We start from the raw sequence: 23928 nt of genomic DNA on the forward strand, positions 1-23928 counted from the left end.
GAAATCGATTCGGGCTTTTACGGAGACTCGGGCTTCTAGAAGAGCCCGGTCGTGGGCGGATCCTGCCCGGTCAGGTGATATGCCCCGGCGACAGCTGCTTTCCATTGTCGCGGATTGTGATTGGCGGCCGTCCTCGCGTTGCGCCAGTGCCGATCGAAGCCCGACCCCCGATCGGTGATGGATCCACCCCCGACGTCGAACAGCAGTTCAGCGGCTTTCAGGGCCGATTCGATAGCGACGATTCCGGCCTCGGCGACGGTCACCGAAGCACGGGCTCCGGCGTCGCGAGCCTCGATTCCGGAGAGACCGCGTGCATCCTGCACTGCCTCGGCCGCCAGAATCACCACCGCGCGAGCTGCAGTGGCCTTCGCCGCGATCTCGCCGACGGTCTGTCGGACGTACGGATCGTCGACGCTGTGTGGGGCTGAACTGTGTTTGATCGGACGGGCACGCTCACGCACGAACCACACCGCATCGTCGCGGGCCCGGGCCGCGATGCCGGCCTGTACCGCCGCGAGATAGAGCTGAGCGAAGGACCCGAGCCACGGATTGTCGGGCGTCGCGGCGTCGAAATCGACGGCCTCGTCGGCGTGCACCCGCACTCGGGTGAACAGAGTCGATCCGCTCTGTGTCAGTCGTTGACCGATCGCATCGAAGTCGTCGTTCCGCTCGAGCCCGGCACGGTCGGTGGGGACGGTGAAACGCACCACCTCCCCGGTATCGGTCACCGCGGACGACGAGAAGTACGACGCGTAGAGCCCGCCCGTCGAGTAAAACTTGCGGCCGTCGACGAGGTATCCGTCTCCGTCACGGGTAGCGGTGGTGGAGATACTTCCGCTTGACCCGCCGTTTCGTTCGTTGCCTGTTCCCGCGAACAGAGCCCCCGCTCTCAGACGGTCCAGATTGACCTCACGCAGGGGTACGTCCTTCCTCCCGGCTATCTGGTTCGCTACCAGAAACGTGGGTCGAAGCGCCTGTGCCACATTGGAATCAGCACGGGCAATCTCGATGACCAGGTCGGCGACGTCTCGAACGGATCCGCCTGCACCGCCCTCGTGACGTGCAATTCCCGTCAATGCGATTCCGGCACCGGCAAGTTCGCGTACCTCGGAAAAAGCGTAGTCGCGCGACTCTTCACGTGATCGAGCCGTCTCGCCGAGCGTGGCCAAGATGGGTGCCACCACGGAGCGGATCCCGTCGACGGTCACCTGCCGAGCCGTATCGAGAGTGTCCGTCTGCGTGTTCATGCGGGTACCTCCGTACGAGTACGCAGTCCGAGTCTGTCCCGCAGACTTCCACCCGCCGGTCTCTCGATGTGGGCCGCGACCGCGCGGATCAGATCGACCACCTCCCCCGCATCGAGGTCATCGGTGACGAGCACGACGCCGTTCACCTCGTCGTGTGCGAACCACTCCAGGTAGTCCGGCACCGTTCGAGTCCTGACCAGGACGGTCACGTCGGTCCGATTCCTGCCCGCCGCCCCCAGCGCCGACGTGAGCGAACGCAGTGACGCGACCGCAGTCGGAACATCGATGATCACCACATCGGCATGTGCCGCCGTACGCTTCCATCCCACCGCGTCCGGCTCGGCAACGACGAGAGGTGGTCGCCCCTGACGCGATGACGGACCGTCCAGCGGGCCCGCCACTCGATAGAACCGACCGTCGTGCTCGATCGCCCGAACGAGGCTGTCGTCGACCACGAGTGCGCGTTCCTGGTCACCGAGAAGTGCTGAGGCCGGAAAAGACTCCCACAGCTGTTCGAGGATGCCCGCGTACTCACCCCATCGCTCGGCGGACTCGACGGCTCCTCGATCGGGGGCCGTTGCATCGCTCACTTCGTCGCCATCGCCCGGATTCAGGACGAGCCCGACCAGGCCATCGGTTGCCCGGTCGAAGGCCGACACCCGACGCGCCAGATTGTACGGCGCATTGTGAGTGGTTCTGGCGTCGATCAGGTATCCGAGACCGTCGTGGTGGCCGGCGAGATAAGCACCCGTTACGGACGGATCGACTACCGCCGATTCACCTGCCCGGTCGAGAAGTCTGATCGCATCGATGCCGGACTCCTGCGCCACGGCAAGGATGGCATCGGCATCGGCCAACGACACCCCCGCATCCGAGTCCGTCACTGCCAGTTCGAGTACGACGGTCATGGTGTGCTCCTGGTTTCGTCGAAGGCGAATCGCGTTCTCACACTGCACTCACTAGGGGACGAGTCGTCGACGTCGGTGCGGCAGGGAGACCGAGACCGAGATGACCCCGCAGGGTCGTGGTCTCGTACTCGGTTCGGAACAATCCACGGCGCTGCAGTTCGGGAACGAGATGATCGGCGAAATCATCGAATCCCGAGGGCAATACGTCGGGCATGACGTTGAAGCCATCCGCAGCCCCTCCGCGGAACCACCGCTCGATATCGTCGGCGATCTGCTCGGGAGTGCCGACGACGATCCGGTGTCCGCCTCCACCCGAGAGCTTCTTGAGCAGCTGCCTCACCGTGGGGTTCTCGCGGTCGATGATGTCGCGGACCACACGATAGAACGTCTGCGAACCGCCGGCGTGGTCCGGGTCGCGGAGCAGTTCGGCAGGGATCGGCTCGTCGTCCGGAAGACCGTCGAGGGAGAAACCGAGCTGACCGGACAGCCGTGCACGGGCGTAGGCGTCGGGTAGTAGTTCGTCGAGTTGCTCACGACGAGCGAGCGCCTCGGCTTCGGTACTACCGAGGACCGTCGAGAGCCCGGGAAGCACCACGATTTCCTCTGGATCGCGGCCGAATCGCACTGCACCCTGGCGTATTTCGGAACGGAACGCACGTGCCTTGTGGAGATCCTGTTCGGCGGAGAAGACCACCTCGGCCACGCGCGAGGCGAGTTGCTTGCCATCGCTCGACCCGCCGGCTTGGACTACCACGGGCCTGCCCTGGGGGGAGACCAGCTCGGCACGAGAACTCCATTGCGCAACAACGTGTTCCACCACATCGGCCGCTCTGCGGTATCGCAGCGCGTGCTCGGGCTCGCCGTCACGACCGAAGTTCGCGCCCGCTATCGGGCCGGCCGTGGTCACCACGTTCCAGCCGAACCGACCACCACTGACGTAGTCGAGATCACCGAGTCGACGGGCGATTTCACGGGGATCGTTGTAGGAGGACGAGAGGGTGGCAATGAGTCCGATGCGTTCGGTCTGCGCGGCCACTCGCGCCAGCACCGTGGTCGGCTCCAAATTGTTGCCGGGTCGGTGGCGTGTGCTCGGGTCGAACTGTGGTCCGTCGGCAAGGAACACCGCGTCGAGTGCGGCCTCCTCCGCCTTCTTCGCAATCGAGGTGTAGTGGTCGATCGAGTAGCTCGCCAGTCCGTCGGTTCCGGGAAACCGCCAGGAGCCGCCGAAGACACCGGCATTGAGGATGTTGACATTGAGATGTAGCCGACGCGTCATCGCTGACTCTCCGATTCTCCGTAGTAGCCCGAGACCGGGCGAGTTCCGTTGACGAGGTTGTCCCCGATCACTCTCGGCTTGTAGATCAGCGGATTGTGTGAGGCCAGAGTCCTCGCGTTACGCCAATGACGATCGAGTCCCACCCGTGCGCGAACTGTGGACGATCCGCCGGCGTCGAAAGCGCTCGAGGCCAGGTCCAGGACAGCATCGGCCACGCCGATCTGCGCTGCGGAGGTTTCGACGTACGCGTCGGCGAAAGCCGCTTCGTCATCGAGTTCGTGCGCCGAGTGCAGCTGCTCTGCAGCGTGTTTCAGCAACGTCTCTGCGGTGAGTGATCGGGAGTACAGGGTACCGATCACCGCGAGCACATCGGGGTCGGACGCAGCGTCCTGGGTTGTCGCGTGGCGACCGGTCCGTGTTCGAGTGCGCACGATGTCGACGGTCTCGGCCACCGCGCTACGAGCGATACCGACGAGATTTGCCAGGTGGACGATCTGCACGAAGGAGTCTAGACCGCGCAGTGCGTCCTTGTCCGCGCCCACGTCACCGTGTGGCTCGACGGGTACGGCGGTGAAAATCGTTGTTCCACTTCCGGTCTGACGTTGACCCACGCCGTCCCAGTCGTCGATGTGCTGAACTCCTGGGTGGTCGGCAGGGAGAACCACGAATCCTCGGCGGTCGTTCTCGTCCAGCACGGCGGCACGGATGAACTGCGCGAAGCGCGATCCGGTCGAGTAGAACTTGGTACCCGACACCACCCTGCTTCCTGCATCGTCGACACCGACCCGAGCGGTGATGGCACCGTGCCCGCCCACTGTCTCGAGTCCCACGACCGAAGCCGAGGGTTCCGATTGAGCATTACCGAACACGGCCCCGTCGGATATCTTTCGCGACCAGTGCTCGGCTACCACGGGATCTGTTTCGCGTCTGAGTATCTCGGTCGTGGTGAAGTGACCGCGCCAGATCTGCGGAATGTTGGAATCGGCCTGCCCGGCCTCGGCGAGCAGTGAGAACAGCGTCGGCAGATCGACGTCGAAGCCGCCGAACTCTTGGTGGACGCGTAGCTTTCCGAAGCCTGCACGAGCCAGCTGCTGCACCAGCTCGTACGGATGCTCTCCCGAACGGTCGCGTTCGGCAGCACCCTTGGCCAATTCGGCGAACACCGTGCGGAACTGCGCCACTGCAGCGTCGAGATCGTTCGTCGATGCGCTCATGCTGAACCTCGGGTGCCGATGGAGTCGCGGCCTGCGATCGCCTCGAGCAGTTTCACGGTGTAGTCGCTGGTGGGGTTGTCGAATACCGTACTCACGGGACCTTGCTCGACGATTCGGCCGCGTTGCATCACCGCAACCCTGTCCGAAATGGCCTCCACGACAGCCAGATCGTGCGAGATGAACACGTAGGTCAGCCCGTGTTCGCTCTGCAGCCGCTGCAGCAGCTCCAGGATTTGGGCCGCAACCGACACGTCCAACGCCGAGATCGGTTCGTCGAGCACCAGGACCTTCGGCTCGAGGATCAACGCCCGGGCGATCGCGACGCGCTGCCGCTGTCCGCCGGACAGCTCGCGCGGATGGCGAGCAGCGAAATCAGCAGGAAGCGCTGCTGATTCGAGCGCAGCCGCCACCTCGTCGACGTTCTTGCGACGACGCCCCCACCGCGGTTCCTGGAACGATCGGAGTGGCTCCTCCACCACGTCGAACACACTGAATCGTGGGTCGAACGACGAATACGGATTCTGGTAGACGATCTGCACGTCGCGGCGAAGCGGCCGAAAATCCCTGCTGCTCAGCGTCGTCGTCTCTGTGCCCAGGATCGTCACCGCTCCGGAGGTCGCGTTGGTCAGCCCGGTCAAGATGCGCGCCGTGGTGGATTTACCACTTCCGGACTCGCCTACGATCGAGAATGTCTCCCCTGCGCGCACCGAGAACGAAATTCCCTCCACAGCAGGCTTGTCGCCGTATGTCTTGTGGAGTTCGGCGACCTCGATGACCGTCGCCTTCTCAGCGGACACAGCGGCTTTTATCGGCCGAGAGGCACGACGCGACGGCACACTGTCGAGAAGATGTCGGGTGTAACTGTCTTGCGGGTTGGCCAGCACGTCGGCCGTTGCGCCCAGTTCCACCAGATGCCCGCCCCGCATGACACCGATGAGATCGGACCGGTCGGCGGCGACACCGAGATCGTGGGTGACCAGAACGAGACTCGTCGACGACCGGGTTCGCAGGTCGTCCACGAGATCGAGGACCTGTTTCTGCACGGTCGCGTCCAGGCCGGATGTGGGCTCGTCCGCAATGATGAGGTCCGGTTCCGAAGCTACTGCGGCAGCAACCAATACACGCTGCTGCATGCCGCCCGACAATTCGTGCGGGTACTGCTGGTATCTGCGTTCCACGTCGTCGAATCCGACCAGACCGAACAGATCGAGTACTCGTGCCCGCCGTGCGTCCGCGTCGAGATCGGTGTGCAGCCTGAACACGTCCTCGACCTGATGCCCCACCCGTCGCACCGGATCGAGCGAGACCGACGGGTCCTGCGGGATCAGGCCGATCGCACTGCCGCGGACCTGCCGCCATTCTCTGGGTGTGAAGGTGTTGAGATCCCGACCGCGGAAGGTGATCGTGCCGCCGAGTACGTGGCCGTTCGCGGGTAGCAACCCCAAGATTGCCTGCCCGGTGGTTGTCTTGCCCGACCCGGACTCCCCGACGAGCGCCAGAACCTGACCTGGACCGACGTCGAACCCGACCCCGTGTACCACCGGTCGTAGATCCCTGCCGGTTCGATATCCGACGGTGAGGCTGTCGACGGACAGTACTGGTGTGCCGGTCATCGGGCGTTCCGTTTCTGGAGGTGGCGAGAAATGATGTTGGTCGACATCACTACTGCGATGATGGTCAGTGCGGGGTAGAGGGTGAGCCAACCCCTGGTTGCGATGAACTGCCTACCGTCGGCCACCAGCAGCCCCCACTCGGGGTCCGGCGGCTGCGCACCCAACCCGAGGAAACTGAGGGACGCAATCCAGATGATGGCAATTCCGAGCTGAACCGCGATCAGTGAAATGGTGGGTGCCAGCGAGTTCGGCACCACGTGACGGCGCAGAATCGTGAACGTCGTTGCGCCGCTCGTAACTGCAGCCTCCACATAGCTGCTCGTCCGCACCTTCAGCACTTCGGAGCGAATCAGCCGAGCGAATTTCGCGGACGACGTGACCCCGACAGCCAGTGCGGCCGGAATCAATCCAGCGCGGCCGGTGCTGGCGGAGTACAACACGACGATGGAGATGGCCAGAAGGAACTCGGGAATGGAGAGCACCACATCGATAACGCGCATGACGACACTGTCCAGGGCACCTCCGAACCATCCGGCGACGGAACCGAGCAGGGAGCCGGCGACGACCGCAACGGCAACGGCAAGGCCTGCGCCGAGCAATGAGGCACGCGCTCCATAGACGATGCGAGAGAACAGATCTCGACCGAGTAGATCGGTTCCGAACCAGTGCTCTCCCGACGGCGGCAGCAACTTACGAGTGTTGTCGATGGCGATGGGATCGAAGGCGGTGAACAGCGACGGCGCGACGGCCCACGCGGCCGCGATCGAGAAGATCGTCACTGCTACTGCCAGCACGGCATGACCACGCAACCAGCGAAGTACTGTGCCGATCGATCGTGCATTGTGGGACGGTTGTACTGCGGTGTCGTCCTGTGGCGCAGCGGAGTCCAGGGTCGTCATGGCATCGACACCTCCGCTGGGAGTCCACGACCGACCGACACCGCGCCGATGCCGTCGAGCCGGGAATCGCCGAGCAGGGTCTTCGCCGGTGCCCGTAGTCCGGCTCCGGCCCTTCGTGTCCGACCTGTCGCCACCAGTATTCGTGGGTCGAGGAACGGGTAGGCAATATCGACGACGAAGTTGACCACCACGAACGCCAATGCGGCGATGAGCACGACCCCCTGCAGAACCGGAAGGTCCTGTGTACCGACAGCATTGACGGTCACCTGTCCGATTCCGGAGCGAGCGAACACGGCTTCGGTCACCACCGAGCCAGCGATGAGTTCGCCGCAGACCAGCCCCAGGAGCGTCAGCACCGGAAGCGACGAGTTTCGTAGTACGCCGCGACGGAAGCTGTACCCTTCGCCGGCTCCCCTGGCCCGCAGTACGTGGACGAACGGCAGATCGCGAGTCTTGGCGATCGAGATGGCCAGCACCTGTGCCAGTGGTGCAGTGATGAAGATCGCCAGGGTCACCGCGGGTGCAAGAAGCGCGAGAAACGTGCCGTCATCGGTGGAGGGGATCAACCCGAACTCGAAGGACAGGAACTGCAGCGCGAGGATACCCACCACGAACGTGGGCACCGAACCGAAGAGCGCCGGAATCGAACCGAGCACAGCGCGCACCGGCTTCCACGGCGCGTAGTTGGCACCCGTCGCCAACAGAGCCGCAAAGATCAATCCGAACACCAGCGCCAGACCGGTCAGCTGCAACGTACTCGGCAGAGCGTGGGCCAGAAGACCTCCCACGGTTGTGCCATTGGTCAGCGAGAATCCGAGATCACCGTGCAGCACCGACCCCAGCCCGCTGAAGTACTGCACCACCAGGGGCCGGTCCAGGCCGTAGTAGGCAATCAGCGCCTGCGCGGACTCCGGTGACAGCTGGGCCTCGGGGTTCTGGATCCGGTTGCTGACCGCGTCGCCAGGCAGTGCATTGAGCAGCAGGAAGGACAACGTGTACGCGGCCCACAGAACCAGCACTGCCTGCCCTGCTCGCTTCAGGATGTAGGTACTCATCTCGCGCCTACTCCGACAGCCAGGTGTCGTAGAACCAGGAGCGACCGGTGGATTCGGTCGTGAAGCCCTGTACCTCGGGTGCGAGTCCGAAGACCTGCGTTTCGTCGTAGAGCGGAATCGAGTATCCCTCGGTGAAGATATGGTCCTCTACCGCCTGGATCGCTGTCTCTCTCGAGGCCGGGTCGAATTCCGCAGACTGCGCCTCGAGCAGCCTGTCGAGCTCGGCATCCGGGGCGGCATTCTTGGTCACGTTCTGCCGATCACTGCCGTAGGAGGTGCGCAGGACACTCGGTTCCGCAGTCGATGTCTGACCCTGGGTGAAGTACCAGTCGGGTGCACTCGCAAGCTGCGATTCGTACTCGGTCAGCGACGGCCGGGTCAGGTTCACCTCGACACCTGCTTTGCGCCACTGCGATTGAACGACTTCGAGTACGGACTGCGATACCTGGTAGTACGGGGCGACACGGAGGTTGAACGACAGACGCTTACCGTCCTTTTCACGGACTCCGTCGGCTCCGACTGCCCACCCGGCACCATCGAGAAGCGATGTAGCCTTGCTCAGATCGTAGGCAAGGTACTCGCTCGAGTCGCCACGCAGTGGGGTCCCCTGCACCAAGGCGCTTGTCGGAATCGGATAGTTGGGCGATAGAACGGACTTGTTGATCTCGTCCCGATCGGTAGCCGCTTGCAGAGCCAGCCGCACCTGCTTGTCCTGGATCGGGGCAGTGGGGTCGCTGAGATCCACTGTCAGATCGTTGGTCTCGCCTTGGACCGGGATCGCCACTAGATTTCCGCCACCGGCAGTGACCGTCTCCTCGTCGTACGGCGCAATGTTACGAGCAATCTGTGCTTCTCCCGATTGCAATGCACCGACCCGGGTTCCACCCTCCGGAACGGTTTTGAACACGATCCTGTCGAGATATGCCTTGCCGCTGTGCTCGGATCCTTCGGGTGCCCAGTCGTAGTCCTGGCGGCTCGTCAACGTCACACCCGTCGTTCCGTCGACGGATTCGACGACGAACGGACCGGTACCCACCCAGTTACGCAGATCGCTCTGCCCGTTGAGGTCTCGATCCAGAAACGACTGAGCCAATATCGAGCTCGCGCGGTAATTCGACAGAATCTGAATGAACCCGGCGTTGGGCTTGGACAACTTCACTGCGACCGTCCGGTCGTCGATCGCATCGGTACCGGCGTAGTCGGTCCAGAACGGATCCTTGGTGATTCCGCGAGCCTCGTCGCCGTTGCCGTGCTGATCGAAGTTCGCCTTGACGACCTCGGCTGTGAGCGCGGTGCCGTCACTGAACGTGACGCCCGGCTTCAGCACGAACGTGTAGGTGAGGTTGTCGTCGCTGATCCGATACGACTCGGCCAACCACGGTCGGTATTCACCGGTCTCGGGGTCCTGCCAGATCAGACGCTCGGCAAGATTGTCCGAGACCTGACTGTTGGACCAGATCGAGTTGGTGGGCTTCCACGCGTTGTACTCGACCGGATCGTAGAACGTGAGCGTGCCACCGGACACCGGTGATCCCACGTCGGCCTGCGCGGCGGGACCGCTGCTGCACGCTGCCAATGCAAAGACAGCGGCGGCGGAAACAATGACGGATGTGACAGCGCGTTGAGACTTCTTGGTGAACACGTAGTTCGCCTTTCTACAGAGACCTGTCCCGACAGATAAAATGAATACATCCAGGCGACCCACGCTTCGAGCGCGGACTCGATCGACGATTGACGACAGTCAACGGCACTCGCGGAATTTGGTCACGAGTTCTATTCATCGTGATTACAAGGTGGGTGAAACCCACTCGACCGCAGTAGCTTTGTGCACACTGCAGAGCGGGGGACGTATGAGCCGAATGGAGAAACGAACGCATGACGCCTAGCTCGTTCCGCGTAACCCCGTCCACGCAATTGATTACCGAAGAAAAAGAAATTCCGTTCCTCGATCGAGTACTCGAGTACACCGAACGCGCACTGCGGCCGTCTGCCCTGCAGACCGACAAGCACGGAGTAACCCATGAGCGAATCGAACAATTCTCGGAACTGAAGCTGCTCAATCACCTTGCCCCTCCGGAATTCGGCGGTGCTGCAGTCGATCGAACAACCGATCGTCGACTTCACGAGGCAATCGCAGGGGCGTGCCTCAATACGTGGCTCGTCTGGGCCCAACATGGACCGATGGTCGGCAGACTCGCCGAAGCACACGCCGCAGGTAGAGAGTTGCCCGAGTTGGGTTACGAGATTCTGCGTGGACGTGTGCTCGTCGGGGCGGCGGTCAGCGACGTTCGAAAGTTTCCCGATCACTTCATCGAAGCGGTACACAATCGCGGCAGTTGGACGTTCTCGGGAACGGTCTCCTGGGTCAGCGGTTGGGGCCTCAACACGGTGTTGACCGTCGCCGCGGTCGAACGCGCGACACGCACGGTGGTCACTGCGCTGGTACCCGTCACCTCCGACATCCGTCCAATGGGACTGGGCCTGAGCGCAGTTCACGGGAGCCGCACCGAGCGGGTGAAGCTGGCGGACGTAGTGGTGCCCGACGAATACGTCATCGACAGGGTGCCGCTCGCCACCTATCGCACGAAGGACTTCGGTGTTGCAAGCGATGCGCGTCCACATCACTTCGGGCTGGCCGAGACGGTGCTTGCCGAACTCGACGTGTCCACACCGGAAGCCCGACAGGTTGCCCAGGCGTGGCGACCTCGCATCGCACAGCTGCGTGCCGATGCTTACGGCCTCAGTGACGCCGCGAAGCAGTCCGGCGACGACCGGCACCGTGCAGGAGATCGCCTGCGCATCAAAGCTGTGGTCGGAGAAGCATTGTCGACGCTGACGCGGGCTCTGCTGATCTCACGCGCAGGCCGCGGCATTCAATCCGACGACACTGCACAACTCCACGCACGTTCGGCATTGTTTCTCCTCGTGCAGGGCCAAACCTCGGATGTACGTGAGGTGCAGCTGAACAGAATCGCCCTCGAAGGGACAGAAGAGAGAACATGACCAACGAATTCCTCTGGTACATACCCAATCAGGTCGATCCCGGCCACCGCGGCGACGACACCGTCGAGGGCCACAACAGCCTCGAGAACCTGACCGGTCAAGCCATTGCGCTCGAGCAGAACGGCTGGGCGGGCGCATTGATCGGCGCCGGATGGGGCCGTCCCGACACCTTCACCGTTGCAACAGCCTTGGCGGCTCGAACCACCACGTTCGAGCCGCTCATCGCAGTCCGTCCCGGATACTGGGCTCCCGCCCACTTCGCCGCCTCGGCAGCAGCTTTGGATCATCTCACCGGAGGTCGGGTACGGGTCAATATCGTCTCCGGCAAAGACGATCTCGGTGCCTACGGAGATGTCGACAGCGATCAGTCACGCCGTTACGAACGAACCGCAGAGTTCATCGCACTGGTGCGCAAGCTGTGGACCGAGGAAAACGTGACCTATCGAGGTGAGCATTTCCAGGTGGAGAATTCGACCGTGTCCCCGCCGATCGTCGGACGCCCTGGCCGTCCGCACCCCAAACTCTACTTCGGGGGTGCCTCGGAGGCAGCCGAGCGAGTATCGGCCGCTCATGCAGACGTTCAGTTGTTCTGGGGTGAGACGCTCGACGGAGTTGCCGAACGAATCGAGCGGCTGAAGAAGTTGAGCGAGGATGTCGACCGGAAACATCCACCGCTCGAATTCGGCTTGCGCGTCACCACTTTCGTCCGCGAGACCACCGATCAGGCGTGGACCGATGCGGAAGCCAAGGTGGCCGAACTCGCAGGCTCACAATCCGACGCATTCCGAAATCCGCACCGTCGAGTCGCCGTCGGGCAACAGCGTCTGCTCGATCTGGCATCACGTGGAGACGTGTTGGACGACAACCTCTACACGGCCCCCGGACGCGTGGGCGGCGGCGGTGCCGGCACTACCTGGCTCGTCGGGTCGGCGCACGACGTCGCCAAGTCACTGCGCAAGTACCAGGATCTCGGGATCACCCATTTCGTCCTGTCGGATACGCCCTACCTGCGTGAGATCGAGCGCCAAGGCACCACCTTGCTCCCGCTACTGCGCGAATGACACTCGCGACCACCGACTCGCTCCTACTGTCACCGAAGTCGAAGCAGCGCTTGGTTGCCGTGTTCGCACTGACGAACTCGATCGGTTACATCGCCATGGTGCAGACCCTGCCGGTTGTGCTGATCCCCATGGCAGACGACCTCGGAACGTCGCGAACCGCGATTGCGGCGGCAACAACGGTCTCGACCTTGATGGGGGCCTTCGCTGCACTACCGGTAGGGCGGGTCCTGGACCGAGTCGGTGGCCGCGCCCTCATGGCGACCGGGTCCGGGTTGGGCGCGGCATCGGTACTTCTGTGGTCACAGGCCCAGAGCCTCCTGCTGTTGTACGGCGCGTTCGCCCTGATCGGTTTGGCGTTGTCCATGTCGACCTACGAAGCGTCCTTCGCGGTACTGGCTGTATCTGTCGAGCCCCCGCAGCGAAACCAGTCGATCCTGACGGTGACGATGGTCGTCGGCCTGGCGACCTATCTTGTCTACCCCCTCGTGGGGTGGCTGAACATCCAGTTCGGTTGGCGGACAACCGTCATTGCTCTGGCAGTAACTTTGGCCGTCACCGCCGTACCGGCTCATGTTGTCTCGGTGCCTTCGCGAACAACACACCGCGGCCGAATAATCGGGCGCTCCGGCGCTCCGCTCGGCACTGTGCTGCGGCAGAGCCGGTTCTGGCTGCTGACGGTCGCATTCGTCGCGCAGGCAGCGTCGTCGGCCGCATTCTTGCTGCTCGGAATCACCTACCTGATCGATAGAGGGCATTCGGTGCCCGTCGCCACCTCTGTCCTGATCTCAGTCGGGGTACTGCAGATCGTCGCCAGACTCATTCTGACGGTGGCGGGCAGTCGCTTGTCTTTCACGGTGGCAGCCGCCGTATCCTTCGCAATCCAGGGCATCGGGCTTTTGTTGTTGCCGTTGGTCGGGCTATCGATTCCGTTGACACTGCTGTGTGTGGCGGCGGTGGGCCTCGGCCAAGGCGTGGCCGTCGTCGCGAAGCCGGCGATGCTGGCCAATACGTTCGGGGTGCTGCATTTTGCAAGCGTGCTCGCCGCCATCACCGTTCCGACAGCACTCGCGCGAGCCGGATCGCCCCTGCTCGCAGCCTGGTTGGGTGATTGGCGATTTCTCGTCGGATGCGGTGGGTTGTCTCTGATCGCTGCACTCGCGTTGCTCCCGCTGCTGCTGAGATCATCTCGGAACACCGACGAATCCTCGGCTGCGGGTCGTGACAGGGATTCGACAGGAACGGTTCAGTCCGCTACCTGCGCGCGTACACGCTGATGTGCCGCTCGCTCGAGGCGGTGAAGGGCTCGCCGTTCCAACCACCCCACCGGCTCCGCAACTGCAATCCGGCGATTCTCGCCATCAGATCCATCTCGGCCGGCCAGATGAGTCGGCACGAGATCGGGCCCAGCCGAATCCCGCTATCGGTGAACGAGACGTGGTTCTCGTCGAGGATCTGTGTGACCGGGTCATAGCGATTGACATCGAGAATGACCTCACCGGCAGTAAGTCTTTCGACGTTGACGAACTGGTCCCCGCGCAACCATGCCGACGGCACACCGGCTTCGACGACGAAGACTCCGGTTGCCGTCAGGTGCGAAGCCGCGTTCTCGAAGCAACGCACCTGACCGTCCTGAGTCAGCAGGTTGTAGATCGTGTTGTAAACGAGGTAGACGAGAGGATATTCGTCCGCTGGGCCGGTCGCGCTCGACATGTCGCCGATCGTCACATCGATTTCGTTGCCGCCCGGCTTCTCACGCAACCGAGCGACCATATCCGGCGACAGCTCGATACCGTCGACTCGAATGCCCTGGTGTGCAAGCGAAATCGCGATACGCCCGGTACCGACAGCAAACTCGAGTGCGGATCCGTCGGCGGCCAGACCGGCGAGAAAGCGAACGGTGTCGTCCTCATCGCCACGCACGGATCTGTCGTATCGCCGTGACACCTCCGGTCCAAAACTGGTCGCGGGGTCGAATCCTTCCATGCGAATGATGTTGTCAACCGGGCGCACAACCATCAACCGATTTATCCAGCGCAGCCGAACCAGTCGCCGCGGCTCCTGTCATCCCCTCCAGGAAGCGAAAGTGAATGTCCTGCTCGACGGACCGCCGGGGTCGTCGCGTCGACGGTTTCCGCGGCTTGCGACTCGGTGCGCGATTCTCCAGCCACGGCGGGTGTGCACCAGCGTGTCCTGGTAGTCGCCGCTGCCCGCGGTGCCGTCGGTTCGAACGATGACGAACTTGCTCCACGCCCGGATGGTTCCGTCCGGGCGGCGGGTGAGGATGGTGTTGGACGTGTGGTGTGGGTGATAGGGCCGAACGTTCTCGACCATCTCTTGCACCGTCGAAATACCCTGCCGAGCAGCCTCTCCGGCCCCGAAGACCACATCGTCGGTGAACACTGTGTGGGCCTGATCCCAGTCCCGGTTGTCTATCACCTGGGCGTAGCGGGAGAGAACGTCCAGGATCTCGGCCGCAGTGTCGGAATCGACGCGAACTTCCGCGGTCACGACCGAGCCCAGCTCGCGAACGATTCCGCCTCGTGTTGAGCAATGTCCGGTCGATTGCGAACGGTGATGCGCCTCCTCGAGATTCGGGCACCGTCTCCGGTCGCGGTCACCTGATCGACGTAATCACCGGTCAGAGAGGTGGCGTCGAACTCGACCACGATGAACCGACTCCACACCCGCGCTACATCACCGTCGATATCGGTGATGGTGTTGAGCGTGTGATGAGATCGCTTCGGATCGAACGACTCCAGATACCCCCGGATACCGTCGAGTCCGATGATCAGGTTTTTCTCTGCCTCCAGGGTTGCATCGGGAGTGAAGACCGACGCCAACTCTTCCCACTCCTGATTGTCAACCACGTGCGCGTAGCGCGCGAGTACCTCCGCGACAGCCCAGTTGTTCAGCACGTCAACTTCTTCCGTCGCGGAATCAACACGAACTTTCCGCGCGGGTGATCCCTTTTCAGTTCCAAGTGCGCTGTGGCTACATCGGCCAACGGGAACGTCTTCGCGACGACGACCTCGAAATCACCCTCACCTGCTTGTCGCACGAGTGACAGGGCTGCCTTCTTACGCCGTTCCGCGCTCTGCGGGTTACCGCCACCCACCGAAGGGAAACCCTCGTTGGCGGCCCGCTCGAAGGCAGCGATCGTGACCAAACGGGCTTTGTCCGTCAACAATTCGAGGGATACATCCACGGCCTCGTCGGTGCCGACCGTGTCGATGGCCGCATCGATGCCGTCGGGTGCCACGGCCCGCACACGATCGAGCAATCCCTCGCCGTACTCGATCGGCACCGCACCGTATTTCCGCAGAGCGTCATGGTTCTCCGCACGCGCTGTGGCGATCACGGTCGCACCACGGGCCTTTGCCAACTGCACGACTATGGATCCGACTCCGCCGGCCCCGCCGTGTACGAGCACGGTGTCGCCGGTCGACACAGCGACCGTTTCGAGCGTGTCGTATGCGGTACCGGCGACGACGAGCAGGCCGGCAGCGACATTCCAGTCCAGAGAGGCGGGCTTCGGCAGTACCGCATCCGCAGGAACGAGAATCTTCTCGGCGTATGCCCCCTTCGCACCGGACACGATCACCTCGTCGCCGACCGAGATCGGCCCGCCCGCACCTTCGGCCGCGTTACCGACAGCAACGACGACGCCGGCCGCTTCGCTACCGAGCGGGAGCGGAAGCGACGACTCGTCGGTGCCGAACGCGCCGCTGTAGAGCTTGTAATCGATCGGATTGACCCCGATGGCCCTCACCTCTACCAGAACCTGCCCTGCTGCAGGCTTGGGCAGAGCCCGATCGACGATCTCGACGACCTCTGGCCCACCGAATGATGTTGCTACCGCTACTCGAGTCATGCCGCCCTCAACTGTTCTCTCACATCGTTTGTTCCCGACTACACGCGTAATCGCGGTAGTCCCCATTCCTTACCGAGCAGTTCGTACGAGAGCAACCGGTCGGCGTGGTCGTGGGTCATCGAGGTGACAACCAATTCGTCTGCGCCGGTGGCCTTCTGCAAACCATCGAGCTTCTCGCACACCGTCGCCGCCGAGCCGGTGAATTGGGTGTCCACGCGATCGGCCACCAGTGAGTACTGCTCGTCGGACAGCGGTGTGAGACTCCTGGGATCCGGATACTCGACGGCACCGTGACCGCTCCGAATGCTGTACACCCACTGGGGGAACGACGCCGCCAACTCGTGCGCGCTGGAATCCGAATCTCCCACAACCACATCAGCTGACACTGCAACATACGGATGGGACAACGTTTCCGACGGCAAGAATGCACTCCGGTACTCGTCGATCGCGTCGAGTGTCGTTCCAGGACTGACGTGGTAATTCGCGACAAACGGTAGTCCTCGAGCACCCGCTTCACGGGCGCTTGGCCCTGCACTGCTTCCGAACAACCACACTTGCACCTGGGCACCCGCACCGGGACGGGCCGACAAGGGCACACCGTTTCGCTCATAGGTATCGGACAGCAGCGCCGCGATATCGTCGAGCTGATCACCGAAGTCCGGTGAGATCGCCTCGGGCTGCTGGAGGGCACCCAGCGATGCTGCCAGTCGGGCCGACTTCAGCAGTGCAACAGGTGAATACGGAACTGGAAACAGCACCCCGTCGATCGTTCGCGCATCGCGAGGCCGCTCGGGTACCGGGGCACCGGACAGCACTTCGGCACGCCGCTGCCCGGATCGACCCACACCAAGATCGATACGACCCGGATACAACGCGTCCACCGTTCCGAAGGACTCCACAACGGCAGCAGCTGTCGTGAAACCGAGCTGGACCGCAGCCGATCCGACACGAATCCGGTTGGTGGCAGCGGCAATCAGACCGATCAACACTGCGGGTGAAGAACTGGCCGCGGCCACGAAGTGGTGCTCGGCCACCCAATAACGCTCGTACCCCCACTCCTCGGTCTGGCGCGCAAGGTCGACAGTGTTTCGCAGCGCCTGCGCGACCGTCGACCCCTCGCTGATCGGGGACAGATCGAGAACCGACAACGGAACTCGCGTCATCTCGGGTTCTTCTCCCCTGCCTCGACGGCGAAAGTCAGTCTGTTCTCGGCAGGCGCGACGGGGCACGTCGCGTAGTCGGTGAACGCACACGGAAGGTTGGATGCCCGGTTGAAATCGAGAACGACGGAACCGTTCTCGGGTGCCGCAATGGAGAGAATCCGCGCAGCCGGATAGGTGGTCACTCCGCTCGTGGCATCGGTGAACAGGACCTTCAGACCATTGCCGATGCCGCCGAACGCAATCAGTTGCGCAGCGGTACCGGCCAACTCGAAGTCGAGAGTGCCCACGGCCGTGTGATGGTGTTCGAGTCCTTCCACCACGGCTCCGGTCGTGACGGTCACCGGCGAGTCGTACGGGGTGAACGTCCCGGTGGCAACGAACTTCTCGCTCGGCTCGTAGGCCGGGATACCGCTGTAGGACTGGAGGGTCTGCGCTTTCGGGTCGTGTACCCGCAGCGCGACCGAACCGGTCCGACGTATCACCTCGATCCGTCGATCTCCGTCCTCGACCAGGATGCCCGGTGCGCCCTCCACCGGATTCAGCGCGGTCACGCCGTCGACCCCCTGGACAGTCACCGAATCGGCATCGGCCTTCCACTGGCCGGGAAGGTCCGCGACGGTCTCGAATTCATCGGTCAGCCAATACAAACCGGTCAATGAGACCCACCCCAGAGGATCACCGTAGGACGCCTCTCGGTCGGCATGCCATTGCTTCCAGTCCTGCTCGAAATCGCTCATGATGCTCGCACTCCTTCACGCTGTTCGTACGGGTGCCGCAGACCGAGATGGTCACGCAAGGTTGTTCCGGCATATTCGGTGCGGAAGCTGCCGCGGTCCTGAAGTTCCGGAATCACCTTGTCGACGAATTCATCGAGGCCGGCTGGGGTGATGTGCGGGACGAGTATGAAGCCGTCGCTCGCATTGTTCTGCACGTAGCTGTCGATCTCCTCGGCCACCTGCGCAGGGGTTCCGACGAACTGCTGCCGCGTCGTCATCGCGATGATCAGTTCACGAATGGTCAGGTTGTCTGCTTCGGCGCGCTCGCGGTACTGCTGGGCAATGGTTCTGGGGTCGCCGTGTCGCGCACGACCACGGGTGATGGACACATCGCCGCTGGGTTCGATGTCTGGCAAAGGCCCGTCCGGGTCGTAGGCGGACAGGTCCTGTCCCCACACCTGCTCGAGGAATGCGATGGCCGTCCGGCCGCTGACCTGCTGATGCCGGATGTGGTCCGCCTTCTCGGCGGCGTCCTGCGCAGAATCGCCGAGCACAAAAGTCGCGGCGGGCAGCACCTTCAGGTCGTCGTGCTCGCGGCCGTACTTGGCGAGCCGACCCTTGACGTCGGAGTAGAACTTCTGTCCGTCCTCGAGCGTGCCGTGGATGGTGAAGATGGCGTCGGCCTTGGCCGCACCGAACTCGCGGCCCTCGTCGGAATCGCCCGCCTGCAACAGAACCGGATGCCCCTGCGGACTACGCGGCAGCGTGAATCTGCCCTCGACCTCGAACTGCGGCCCGGAATGCCGGACCGTTCGGATTTCGGACTCGCGACCGAAGATTCCCCGCTCGCGGTCGACGACGAAGGCATCGGTCTGCCAGCTGTCCCAGAGCTCTCGCGCGACGTCGATGATCTCGTTGGCACGCACATAACGGTCGGCACGATCGAGATAACCGCCCCGCCGAAAATTCTCGCCGGTGAACGCGTCCGAGGACGTCACCATGTTCCATGCCGCCCTACCGTCGGACAGATGATCCAGCGAAGAGAACTGCTTGGCGAGCTCGAACGGTTCGTTGAACGTGGTGTTGATCGTCCCGGCAAGTCCGAGCTTGGTCGTCACCGACGCAAGCGCATTGAGGACGGTGAGCGTATCCGGTCGACCGACCACGTCGAGATCGTGGATCTTGTTGCGATGCTCTCGCAGTCGCAGCCCTTCGGCAAGGAAGAAGAAGTCGAACAGACCGCGCTCGGCCGATTCGGCGAGGTGCACGAACGAGTCGAACTCGATCTGGCTCTTCGATTCCGGATCGGCCCAGACAGTGGTGTTGTTGACGCCGGGGAAATGGGCACCCAGATGTATCTGCTTCTTCGTCACAGGCTCTTCCCCTCGAGTGCATAGCGATTGACGGGACGCGTCAGGCCGAGACGCTCGCGCAGAGTCGATCCGCTGCGGGTGTCCGTAGCCGGAAGTGCCGCAACTCCTGACGGCAGGGCGAGGGGAACCAGCGTGACTCCGTCCAGACCGGCCGCTTCGATCGAACCGAGCAGGAGATGCAAGCCTGCCAGGTCGCCGATATGCGACACGCTCTCAGCGGCTCTGACGTGCCCCGCCCAGTTGTCGAGCTGAGCGAGTTCCTCAGCGGCAGAATCGGATACCAAGGTCTCCACGTCCAACAGGACGAATACCTCAGCCGGGTCACGACCTTCGGCAACGACGGCCCGTCGAATGCGGGCGGCGGTCGTTGCCGCCTCCTCGACCGTGTCGGCGACGATTCGGACGATGTCGGCACGCGCGGCGGCGACCGATACGGACTCCGCGGAGTCGCCGCGAATCACGACGAGCGGCTGTCCCTGAGGAGACCTCGGAGTGATCGACGGACCCTTGACCGAGAAGTTCTCACCCTCGAAGTCGATGTAGTGCAGCTTGTCTCGGTCGATGAACCGCCCCGACTCGACATCGCGGATCTCCGCGTCTTCTTCCCAGCTGTCCCAGAGCCTGGTGACGACCTCGATTGCCTCGTCCGCCTCACGCCACAGGCTGCCGTTGTCCTGCTCCGCTTTCCGGCCGAACAGCGCTGCCTGCTCGGCACCCGGACTCACCTCGACCTGCCATCCGGCCCGGCCGTGGGAAGCGAAATCGAGGCTCGCGATCTGCTTCGAGATGTGGAACGGCTCGGTGTGCGTAACGGTGATCGTGGGCACCAGCCCGATCTTCTCGGTGAGGGCGGCTGCCCGCGCCGCGACGGCTGCGGCCTCGAGCGTGCGACTGGCAAACGAATCGCCCAGGAACGCGAGATCGATACCCGCTCGGTCTGCAGCCTGCAGCTGGTCGATCCAGAACCCTGCTGTGAACACCTCTTCCGCGCGAGAATCGGGACGACGCCAGGCCTGCGGATGTGCGCCGGTGCCTTTCAGCTCTATCGCGGTCAGGAACAGCTTGTCAGACACTGGTGCTCGCTTTCTCGTGCGCGCTTCCGGGAATGGCCCCGAGCAGCTCGCGGGTGTAGTCCTGCTGTGGATTGTCGAACAGTGCTGCGGTGTCGCCGTATTCCACGATGACGCCGGATTGCATGACGGCCACGGTGTCGCTGATCTGACGGACCACGGCCAGATCGTGCGAGATGAAGAGGTAGCTCAGACCCAGCTCGGACTGCAAGTCGTCGAGCAGCGTCAGGATCTGTGCTTGCACCGATACGTCGAGGGCCGAGACCGGCTCGTCGAGCACCACCAGTTCCGGTGCGAGAGCCAACGCTCGGGCGATGGCGACGCGTTGGCGCTGCCCACCGGAAAGCTCGGCCGGCCGGCGGGCCAGGTAGTCGCTGGTGAGTGCCACCTGGTCCAGCAGCGTCCGGGCACGCTCGGAGCGCTCACGCGAGGAACCGACCTTGAACGCGTCCAACGGTTCTCGCACGATCTCGCCGACGCGCAGCTTCGGGTTCAGTGACGCGTACGGGTTCTGATAGACGATCTGAACACGTCGCCGCAGTTCACGCCTGGCCTTGCCACGCAGACCTGTGATGTCCACGCCGTCGAACGTGACCGAACCCGACGACGCGGTCTCGAGACCGATCGCGATGCGCGCCAACGTGGACTTACCGGACCCGGACTCGCCGACGAGCGAGACCGTCCGCCCGCGTTCGACGGTCAACGTGGCTCCCTTGACCGCATCGAGGTGGATGCCGCGGCCTATGGTGAACCGCTTCGAGACGTTGCTGACCGAGAGGATCGGTTCGGCTGCCGTGGTGCGCGCGGGTCGTACGGTCGTATTCAGCGACGGCGCAGCGGCCAACAGTTGACGTGTGTACGCGTGCGTCGGATTCGCCAGTACCTCTGCGGTGGGGCCGGTTTCGACAATCCGACCCGCGCTCATGACGATCAGGCGATCAGCTCTGTCCGCAGCCACGCCCAGATCATGAGTGATCAGCAGGACAGCGGCACCGGTTTCGGCGATCCTGGCGTCGAGATGGTCGAGGATGCGTCGCTGCACGGTGACGTCGAGGGCGCTGGTCGGCTCGTCGGCGATCACCAGTTCCGGGCGGCACGCGAGAGCGATTCCGATCAGTACGCGCTGACGCTGCCCACCGGACAGGTCCTGCGGATACTGCCGCGCCCGCACCTCGGGGTTGTCCAAACCGGCTTCGGTGAGGATGCGAATCGCCTCGACCTTCGCGGAGCGTCGATCGGCCAGACCGTGCACCCGCAGCACCTCGGCAACCTGATCGCCGACGCGAACCACCGGGTTCAGCGAGGTGGTCGGGTCCTGCGGGACGAGCCCGATATGGCGGCCGCGCAACCGGTTCAACGTCTTGTCCGAGGCTGTGTCGAGCCGCTGCCCGTCGAACGTCACCGATCCGCCCACGATGCGGCCGGAACCCGAGAGCAGACCGATGAGGGCGTGGGCAGTCGTCGACTTTCCGGAACCCGACTCACCGACCACGGCCACCACTTCACCGCGGTCGACGGTGAACCCGATGCCGGAGACGGCGGTCGTCTCACCGTAATTGACGTGCAGATTCTCTACTTCGAGAATGGGGCTCATTGTGATCGCCTCTCGAGTGCGTGCCCTAGGCGGTGCGCGGACACGACGACGGCCACGATCACCAAGCCCGGCAGTGTGGTCATCCACCAGGCGGTGGCCAGGAAGTTGCGGCCCTCGGAAATCAGCGATCCCCACTCCGGGGTGGGCGGAGCGGCGCCGAAGCCGAGGAAGCTCAGCGCCGACACCGCGAGAACTGCCATACCGAATTCGACTGCAGCGAGGGCGATCACAGGGCCGTACGAGTTTCTGAGGATGTGCCTGCGGAACACATCGAACCACCGCACACCCGAGGCGTAGGCCGCTTCGACGTACAGTGATCTGCGCACCCGCAGCACCTCCGAGCGCATGACTCTGGCGAAATTCGCGATCAATGTGACACCGACGGCGATAGCGACGTTGACGGTGCCGAAGCCCAGAGCGGTCACCAGCGCCAGCGAGAGCAACAGCGTCGGAATCGACAGCAGCACATCGACGATGCGCATCAGCACCGCGTCGACTACTCCGCCGACGGCCCCCGAGACCAGACCGATGATCGAGCCGACCACCAGGGCGATGCCGACTGCCAACAGCGTTGCCGTGAGAGACAGTCCGGAACCGTGGACCACTCGGGTGAAGACGTCGCGGCCGATGTTGTCGGTGCCGAACCAGTGCGACGCGCTGGGTGCCTGGAGCTTGTCGGCCGGTGTACCGACCAGCGGGTCGCCGCTCGCGAAAACGGACGGGAACAGCGCGAACCCGAGAGCCAGCAACAGCACGACCACGGAGGCACCGAGCCAGATGTGCTTCAGCACGTCTCGGGGACCCCGGCGCCGCGCGGGTGCCGGTGCTTCTTCGACTACCGTGGGAACTGCCGAATGGACGGCGGCCTCGCGAATCAGGATGTCAGACATGAGCTTTCTCCGGTTCTGCACTGGCCTGCACGGGCCGGTATTCGCGCACGATGCGCGGATCGATCAGCGGATAGAGCAGGTCGACTGCGAGATTGACCAGGACGAAGACAAGCGAGGTCAGAACGACGATGCCTTGCACCACTGGAATATCCTGGGCCAGCACCGATGTCTGGGTCAGCCGTCCGACTCCGGCGCGCGAGAACACCGTCTCGACCACCACCGATCCGGCCAGCAGGGTGCCCACCAAGACTCCGGCAATCGTGAAGGCCGGGATCGAGGACAGTCTCAGAACGTGTCGCGTCTGCACCCGAATGCGTGAGACCCCCTTGGCCCGAGCCACATCCACGAACGGCTGCTTCCACGTGGTCGCCATGCTGGTAGCCAGGACCTGCGCGATGACAGCACCGGTCGGCAATGCCAGTGTCACCGCAGGCAACACCAACGACGCCGCGCCTGCGTCACCGAACGCCGGAAACCAGCGCAGTCGGAACGAGAACAGTTGCAGCAGCAGTAGTCCTACCCAGAACGTCGGCACCGCCACCCCGAGCGGTGGGAGCGCGAGCAGCAGGTTCTTCAGCCAGACGATCTGGGTGTACGTGGCGGCGTAGGCCACCGCGGATCCGAACACGACCGCCAGCACCAGGGCCGTCCCCGCCAAGCCGAGTGTGCTGGGCACCGCGTCGAGAATGGCCGTCGTCACCGGCTGGCCGGTGGCGATGGACAGTCCGAAGTCGCCCTGCACGGCCCCGACCAGCGAGTGCCAGTACTGCACCAGCACCGGCTGATCGAGACCGTAGCGGGCCTGCAGTTCGGCGATGGCCGCAGCGTCGGCCGGGGTGCCCGAGCCGGCCGAGTCCACGGCAAGACTGACCGGATCCGAGGGAAGGAGGAAGAGCACGATGAACGAGATCGTGAACGCAGCCCACAGCACTGCCAGTGCCTGCAGTACTCGCTGTCCGATGTAGCGGGTCATAG

The 23928-nt window shown here is 63.6% G+C and carries 22 protein-coding genes; 3 read left to right on the forward strand and 19 right to left on the reverse strand.

The features are described from left to right. Positions 1-35: 35 nt before the first annotated feature. From ACQR3T_RS27020 to ACQR3T_RS27055, 8 genes are read right to left on the reverse strand one after another with little or no spacing between them, the layout of a single operon-like run. The gene (locus ACQR3T_RS27020; RefSeq protein ID WP_428695611.1) at positions 36-1247 is read right to left on the reverse strand and encodes an acyl-CoA dehydrogenase family protein; all 1212 of its coding nucleotides are present in this window, start codon (positions 1245-1247) and stop codon (positions 36-38) included. Further along, positions 1244-2155 (reverse strand): LLM class flavin-dependent oxidoreductase, encoded by a 912-nt coding sequence (locus ACQR3T_RS27025; protein WP_428695612.1) that lies wholly within the window; start codon positions 2153-2155, stop codon positions 1244-1246. Before ACQR3T_RS27025 ends, ACQR3T_RS27020 begins: the two co-directional genes overlap by 4 nt. 37 nt (positions 2156-2192) lie before the next feature. Beyond that, positions 2193-3431 (reverse strand): LLM class flavin-dependent oxidoreductase, encoded by a 1239-nt coding sequence (locus ACQR3T_RS27030; protein ID WP_428695613.1) that lies wholly within the window; start codon positions 3429-3431, stop codon positions 2193-2195. Beyond that, positions 3428-4645: an acyl-CoA dehydrogenase family protein gene (locus ACQR3T_RS27035; protein ID WP_428695614.1), complete on the reverse strand. Its 1218-nt coding sequence runs from the start codon at positions 4643-4645 to the stop codon at positions 3428-3430. Before ACQR3T_RS27035 ends, ACQR3T_RS27030 begins: the two co-directional genes overlap by 4 nt. Next, complete coding sequence (locus ACQR3T_RS27040) at positions 4642-6258, reverse strand: dipeptide ABC transporter ATP-binding protein (protein ID WP_037172067.1); 1617 nt, start codon at positions 6256-6258, stop codon at positions 4642-4644. Before ACQR3T_RS27040 ends, ACQR3T_RS27035 begins: the two co-directional genes overlap by 4 nt. Next, complete coding sequence (locus ACQR3T_RS27045; RefSeq protein ID WP_037172068.1) at positions 6255-7157, reverse strand: ABC transporter permease; 903 nt, start codon at positions 7155-7157, stop codon at positions 6255-6257. Before ACQR3T_RS27045 ends, ACQR3T_RS27040 begins: the two co-directional genes overlap by 4 nt. Next, positions 7154-8212 carry an ABC transporter permease gene (locus ACQR3T_RS27050; RefSeq protein WP_428695615.1) on the reverse strand — a complete coding sequence of 353 codons (1059 nt, stop codon included), beginning with the start codon at positions 8210-8212 and terminating at the stop codon, positions 7154-7156. The genes ACQR3T_RS27045 and ACQR3T_RS27050 overlap by 4 nt, the downstream gene beginning before the upstream one ends. A 7-nt stretch (positions 8213-8219) precedes the next feature. After that, a complete protein-coding gene (locus tag ACQR3T_RS27055; RefSeq protein ID WP_094617733.1) occupies positions 8220-9854 on the reverse strand; it encodes an ABC transporter substrate-binding protein in 1635 nt (544 codons plus the stop codon). Between the two features lie 233 nt (positions 9855-10087). On the opposite strand from ACQR3T_RS27055, the gene ACQR3T_RS27060 reads away from it, so the two are divergent. From ACQR3T_RS27060 to ACQR3T_RS27070, 3 genes are read left to right on the forward strand one after another with little or no spacing between them, the layout of a single operon-like run. Continuing rightward, a complete protein-coding gene (locus ACQR3T_RS27060) occupies positions 10088-11215 on the forward strand; it encodes an acyl-CoA dehydrogenase family protein (protein ID WP_094617735.1) in 1128 nt (375 codons plus the stop codon). Then, positions 11212-12276 carry an LLM class flavin-dependent oxidoreductase gene (locus ACQR3T_RS27065; RefSeq protein WP_094617736.1) on the forward strand — a complete coding sequence of 355 codons (1065 nt, stop codon included), beginning with the start codon at positions 11212-11214 and terminating at the stop codon, positions 12274-12276. Before ACQR3T_RS27060 ends, ACQR3T_RS27065 begins: the two co-directional genes overlap by 4 nt. Further along, complete coding sequence (locus ACQR3T_RS27070; RefSeq protein ID WP_428695616.1) at positions 12273-13550, forward strand: MFS transporter; 1278 nt, start codon at positions 12273-12275, stop codon at positions 13548-13550. Before ACQR3T_RS27065 ends, ACQR3T_RS27070 begins: the two co-directional genes overlap by 4 nt. Here the strand turns inward: ACQR3T_RS27070 and ACQR3T_RS27075 are convergent. From ACQR3T_RS27075 to ACQR3T_RS27125, 11 genes are all read right to left on the reverse strand, one after another. Continuing rightward, positions 13528-14196 carry a methyltransferase domain-containing protein gene (locus tag ACQR3T_RS27075; RefSeq protein WP_428695617.1) on the reverse strand — a complete coding sequence of 223 codons (669 nt, stop codon included), beginning with the start codon at positions 14194-14196 and terminating at the stop codon, positions 13528-13530. The genes ACQR3T_RS27070 and ACQR3T_RS27075 overlap by 23 nt on opposite strands. A 141-nt stretch (positions 14197-14337) precedes the next feature. Beyond that, a complete protein-coding gene (locus ACQR3T_RS27080) occupies positions 14338-14784 on the reverse strand; it encodes a nuclear transport factor 2 family protein (RefSeq protein ID WP_428695618.1) in 447 nt (148 codons plus the stop codon). After that, the gene (locus ACQR3T_RS27085; protein WP_428695619.1) at positions 14781-15191 is read right to left on the reverse strand and encodes a nuclear transport factor 2 family protein; all 411 of its coding nucleotides are present in this window, start codon (positions 15189-15191) and stop codon (positions 14781-14783) included. The genes ACQR3T_RS27080 and ACQR3T_RS27085 overlap by 4 nt, the downstream gene beginning before the upstream one ends. Continuing rightward, positions 15185-16147: an NADP-dependent oxidoreductase gene (locus ACQR3T_RS27090; protein ID WP_428695620.1), complete on the reverse strand. Its 963-nt coding sequence runs from the start codon at positions 16145-16147 to the stop codon at positions 15185-15187. Before ACQR3T_RS27090 ends, ACQR3T_RS27085 begins: the two co-directional genes overlap by 7 nt. A 38-nt stretch (positions 16148-16185) precedes the next feature. After that, positions 16186-17310 carry an LLM class flavin-dependent oxidoreductase gene (locus ACQR3T_RS27095; protein ID WP_428695621.1) on the reverse strand — a complete coding sequence of 375 codons (1125 nt, stop codon included), beginning with the start codon at positions 17308-17310 and terminating at the stop codon, positions 16186-16188. Next, positions 17307-18047: a DUF1684 domain-containing protein gene (locus ACQR3T_RS27100; RefSeq protein WP_428695622.1), complete on the reverse strand. Its 741-nt coding sequence runs from the start codon at positions 18045-18047 to the stop codon at positions 17307-17309. Before ACQR3T_RS27100 ends, ACQR3T_RS27095 begins: the two co-directional genes overlap by 4 nt. Further along, a complete protein-coding gene (locus tag ACQR3T_RS27105) occupies positions 18044-19399 on the reverse strand; it encodes an NtaA/DmoA family FMN-dependent monooxygenase (protein ID WP_428695623.1) in 1356 nt (451 codons plus the stop codon). The genes ACQR3T_RS27100 and ACQR3T_RS27105 overlap by 4 nt, the downstream gene beginning before the upstream one ends. Next, entirely contained in the window at positions 19396-20472 is a 1077-nt protein-coding gene (locus ACQR3T_RS27110; protein WP_428695624.1) for an LLM class flavin-dependent oxidoreductase, read from the reverse strand. Before ACQR3T_RS27110 ends, ACQR3T_RS27105 begins: the two co-directional genes overlap by 4 nt. Next, positions 20465-22063 carry a dipeptide ABC transporter ATP-binding protein gene (locus tag ACQR3T_RS27115; RefSeq protein WP_428695625.1) on the reverse strand — a complete coding sequence of 533 codons (1599 nt, stop codon included), beginning with the start codon at positions 22061-22063 and terminating at the stop codon, positions 20465-20467. The genes ACQR3T_RS27110 and ACQR3T_RS27115 overlap by 8 nt, the downstream gene beginning before the upstream one ends. After that, positions 22060-22953 carry an ABC transporter permease gene (locus tag ACQR3T_RS27120; protein WP_428695626.1) on the reverse strand — a complete coding sequence of 298 codons (894 nt, stop codon included), beginning with the start codon at positions 22951-22953 and terminating at the stop codon, positions 22060-22062. The genes ACQR3T_RS27115 and ACQR3T_RS27120 overlap by 4 nt, the downstream gene beginning before the upstream one ends. Further along, positions 22946-23926 carry an ABC transporter permease gene (locus ACQR3T_RS27125; protein WP_037172088.1) on the reverse strand — a complete coding sequence of 327 codons (981 nt, stop codon included), beginning with the start codon at positions 23924-23926 and terminating at the stop codon, positions 22946-22948. The genes ACQR3T_RS27120 and ACQR3T_RS27125 overlap by 8 nt, the downstream gene beginning before the upstream one ends. Positions 23927-23928: the final 2 nt, after the last annotated feature.

It is taken from the genome of Rhodococcus sp. IEGM1428 (assembly GCF_050321865.1).
GTDB lineage: Bacteria > Actinomycetota > Actinomycetes > Mycobacteriales > Mycobacteriaceae > Rhodococcoides.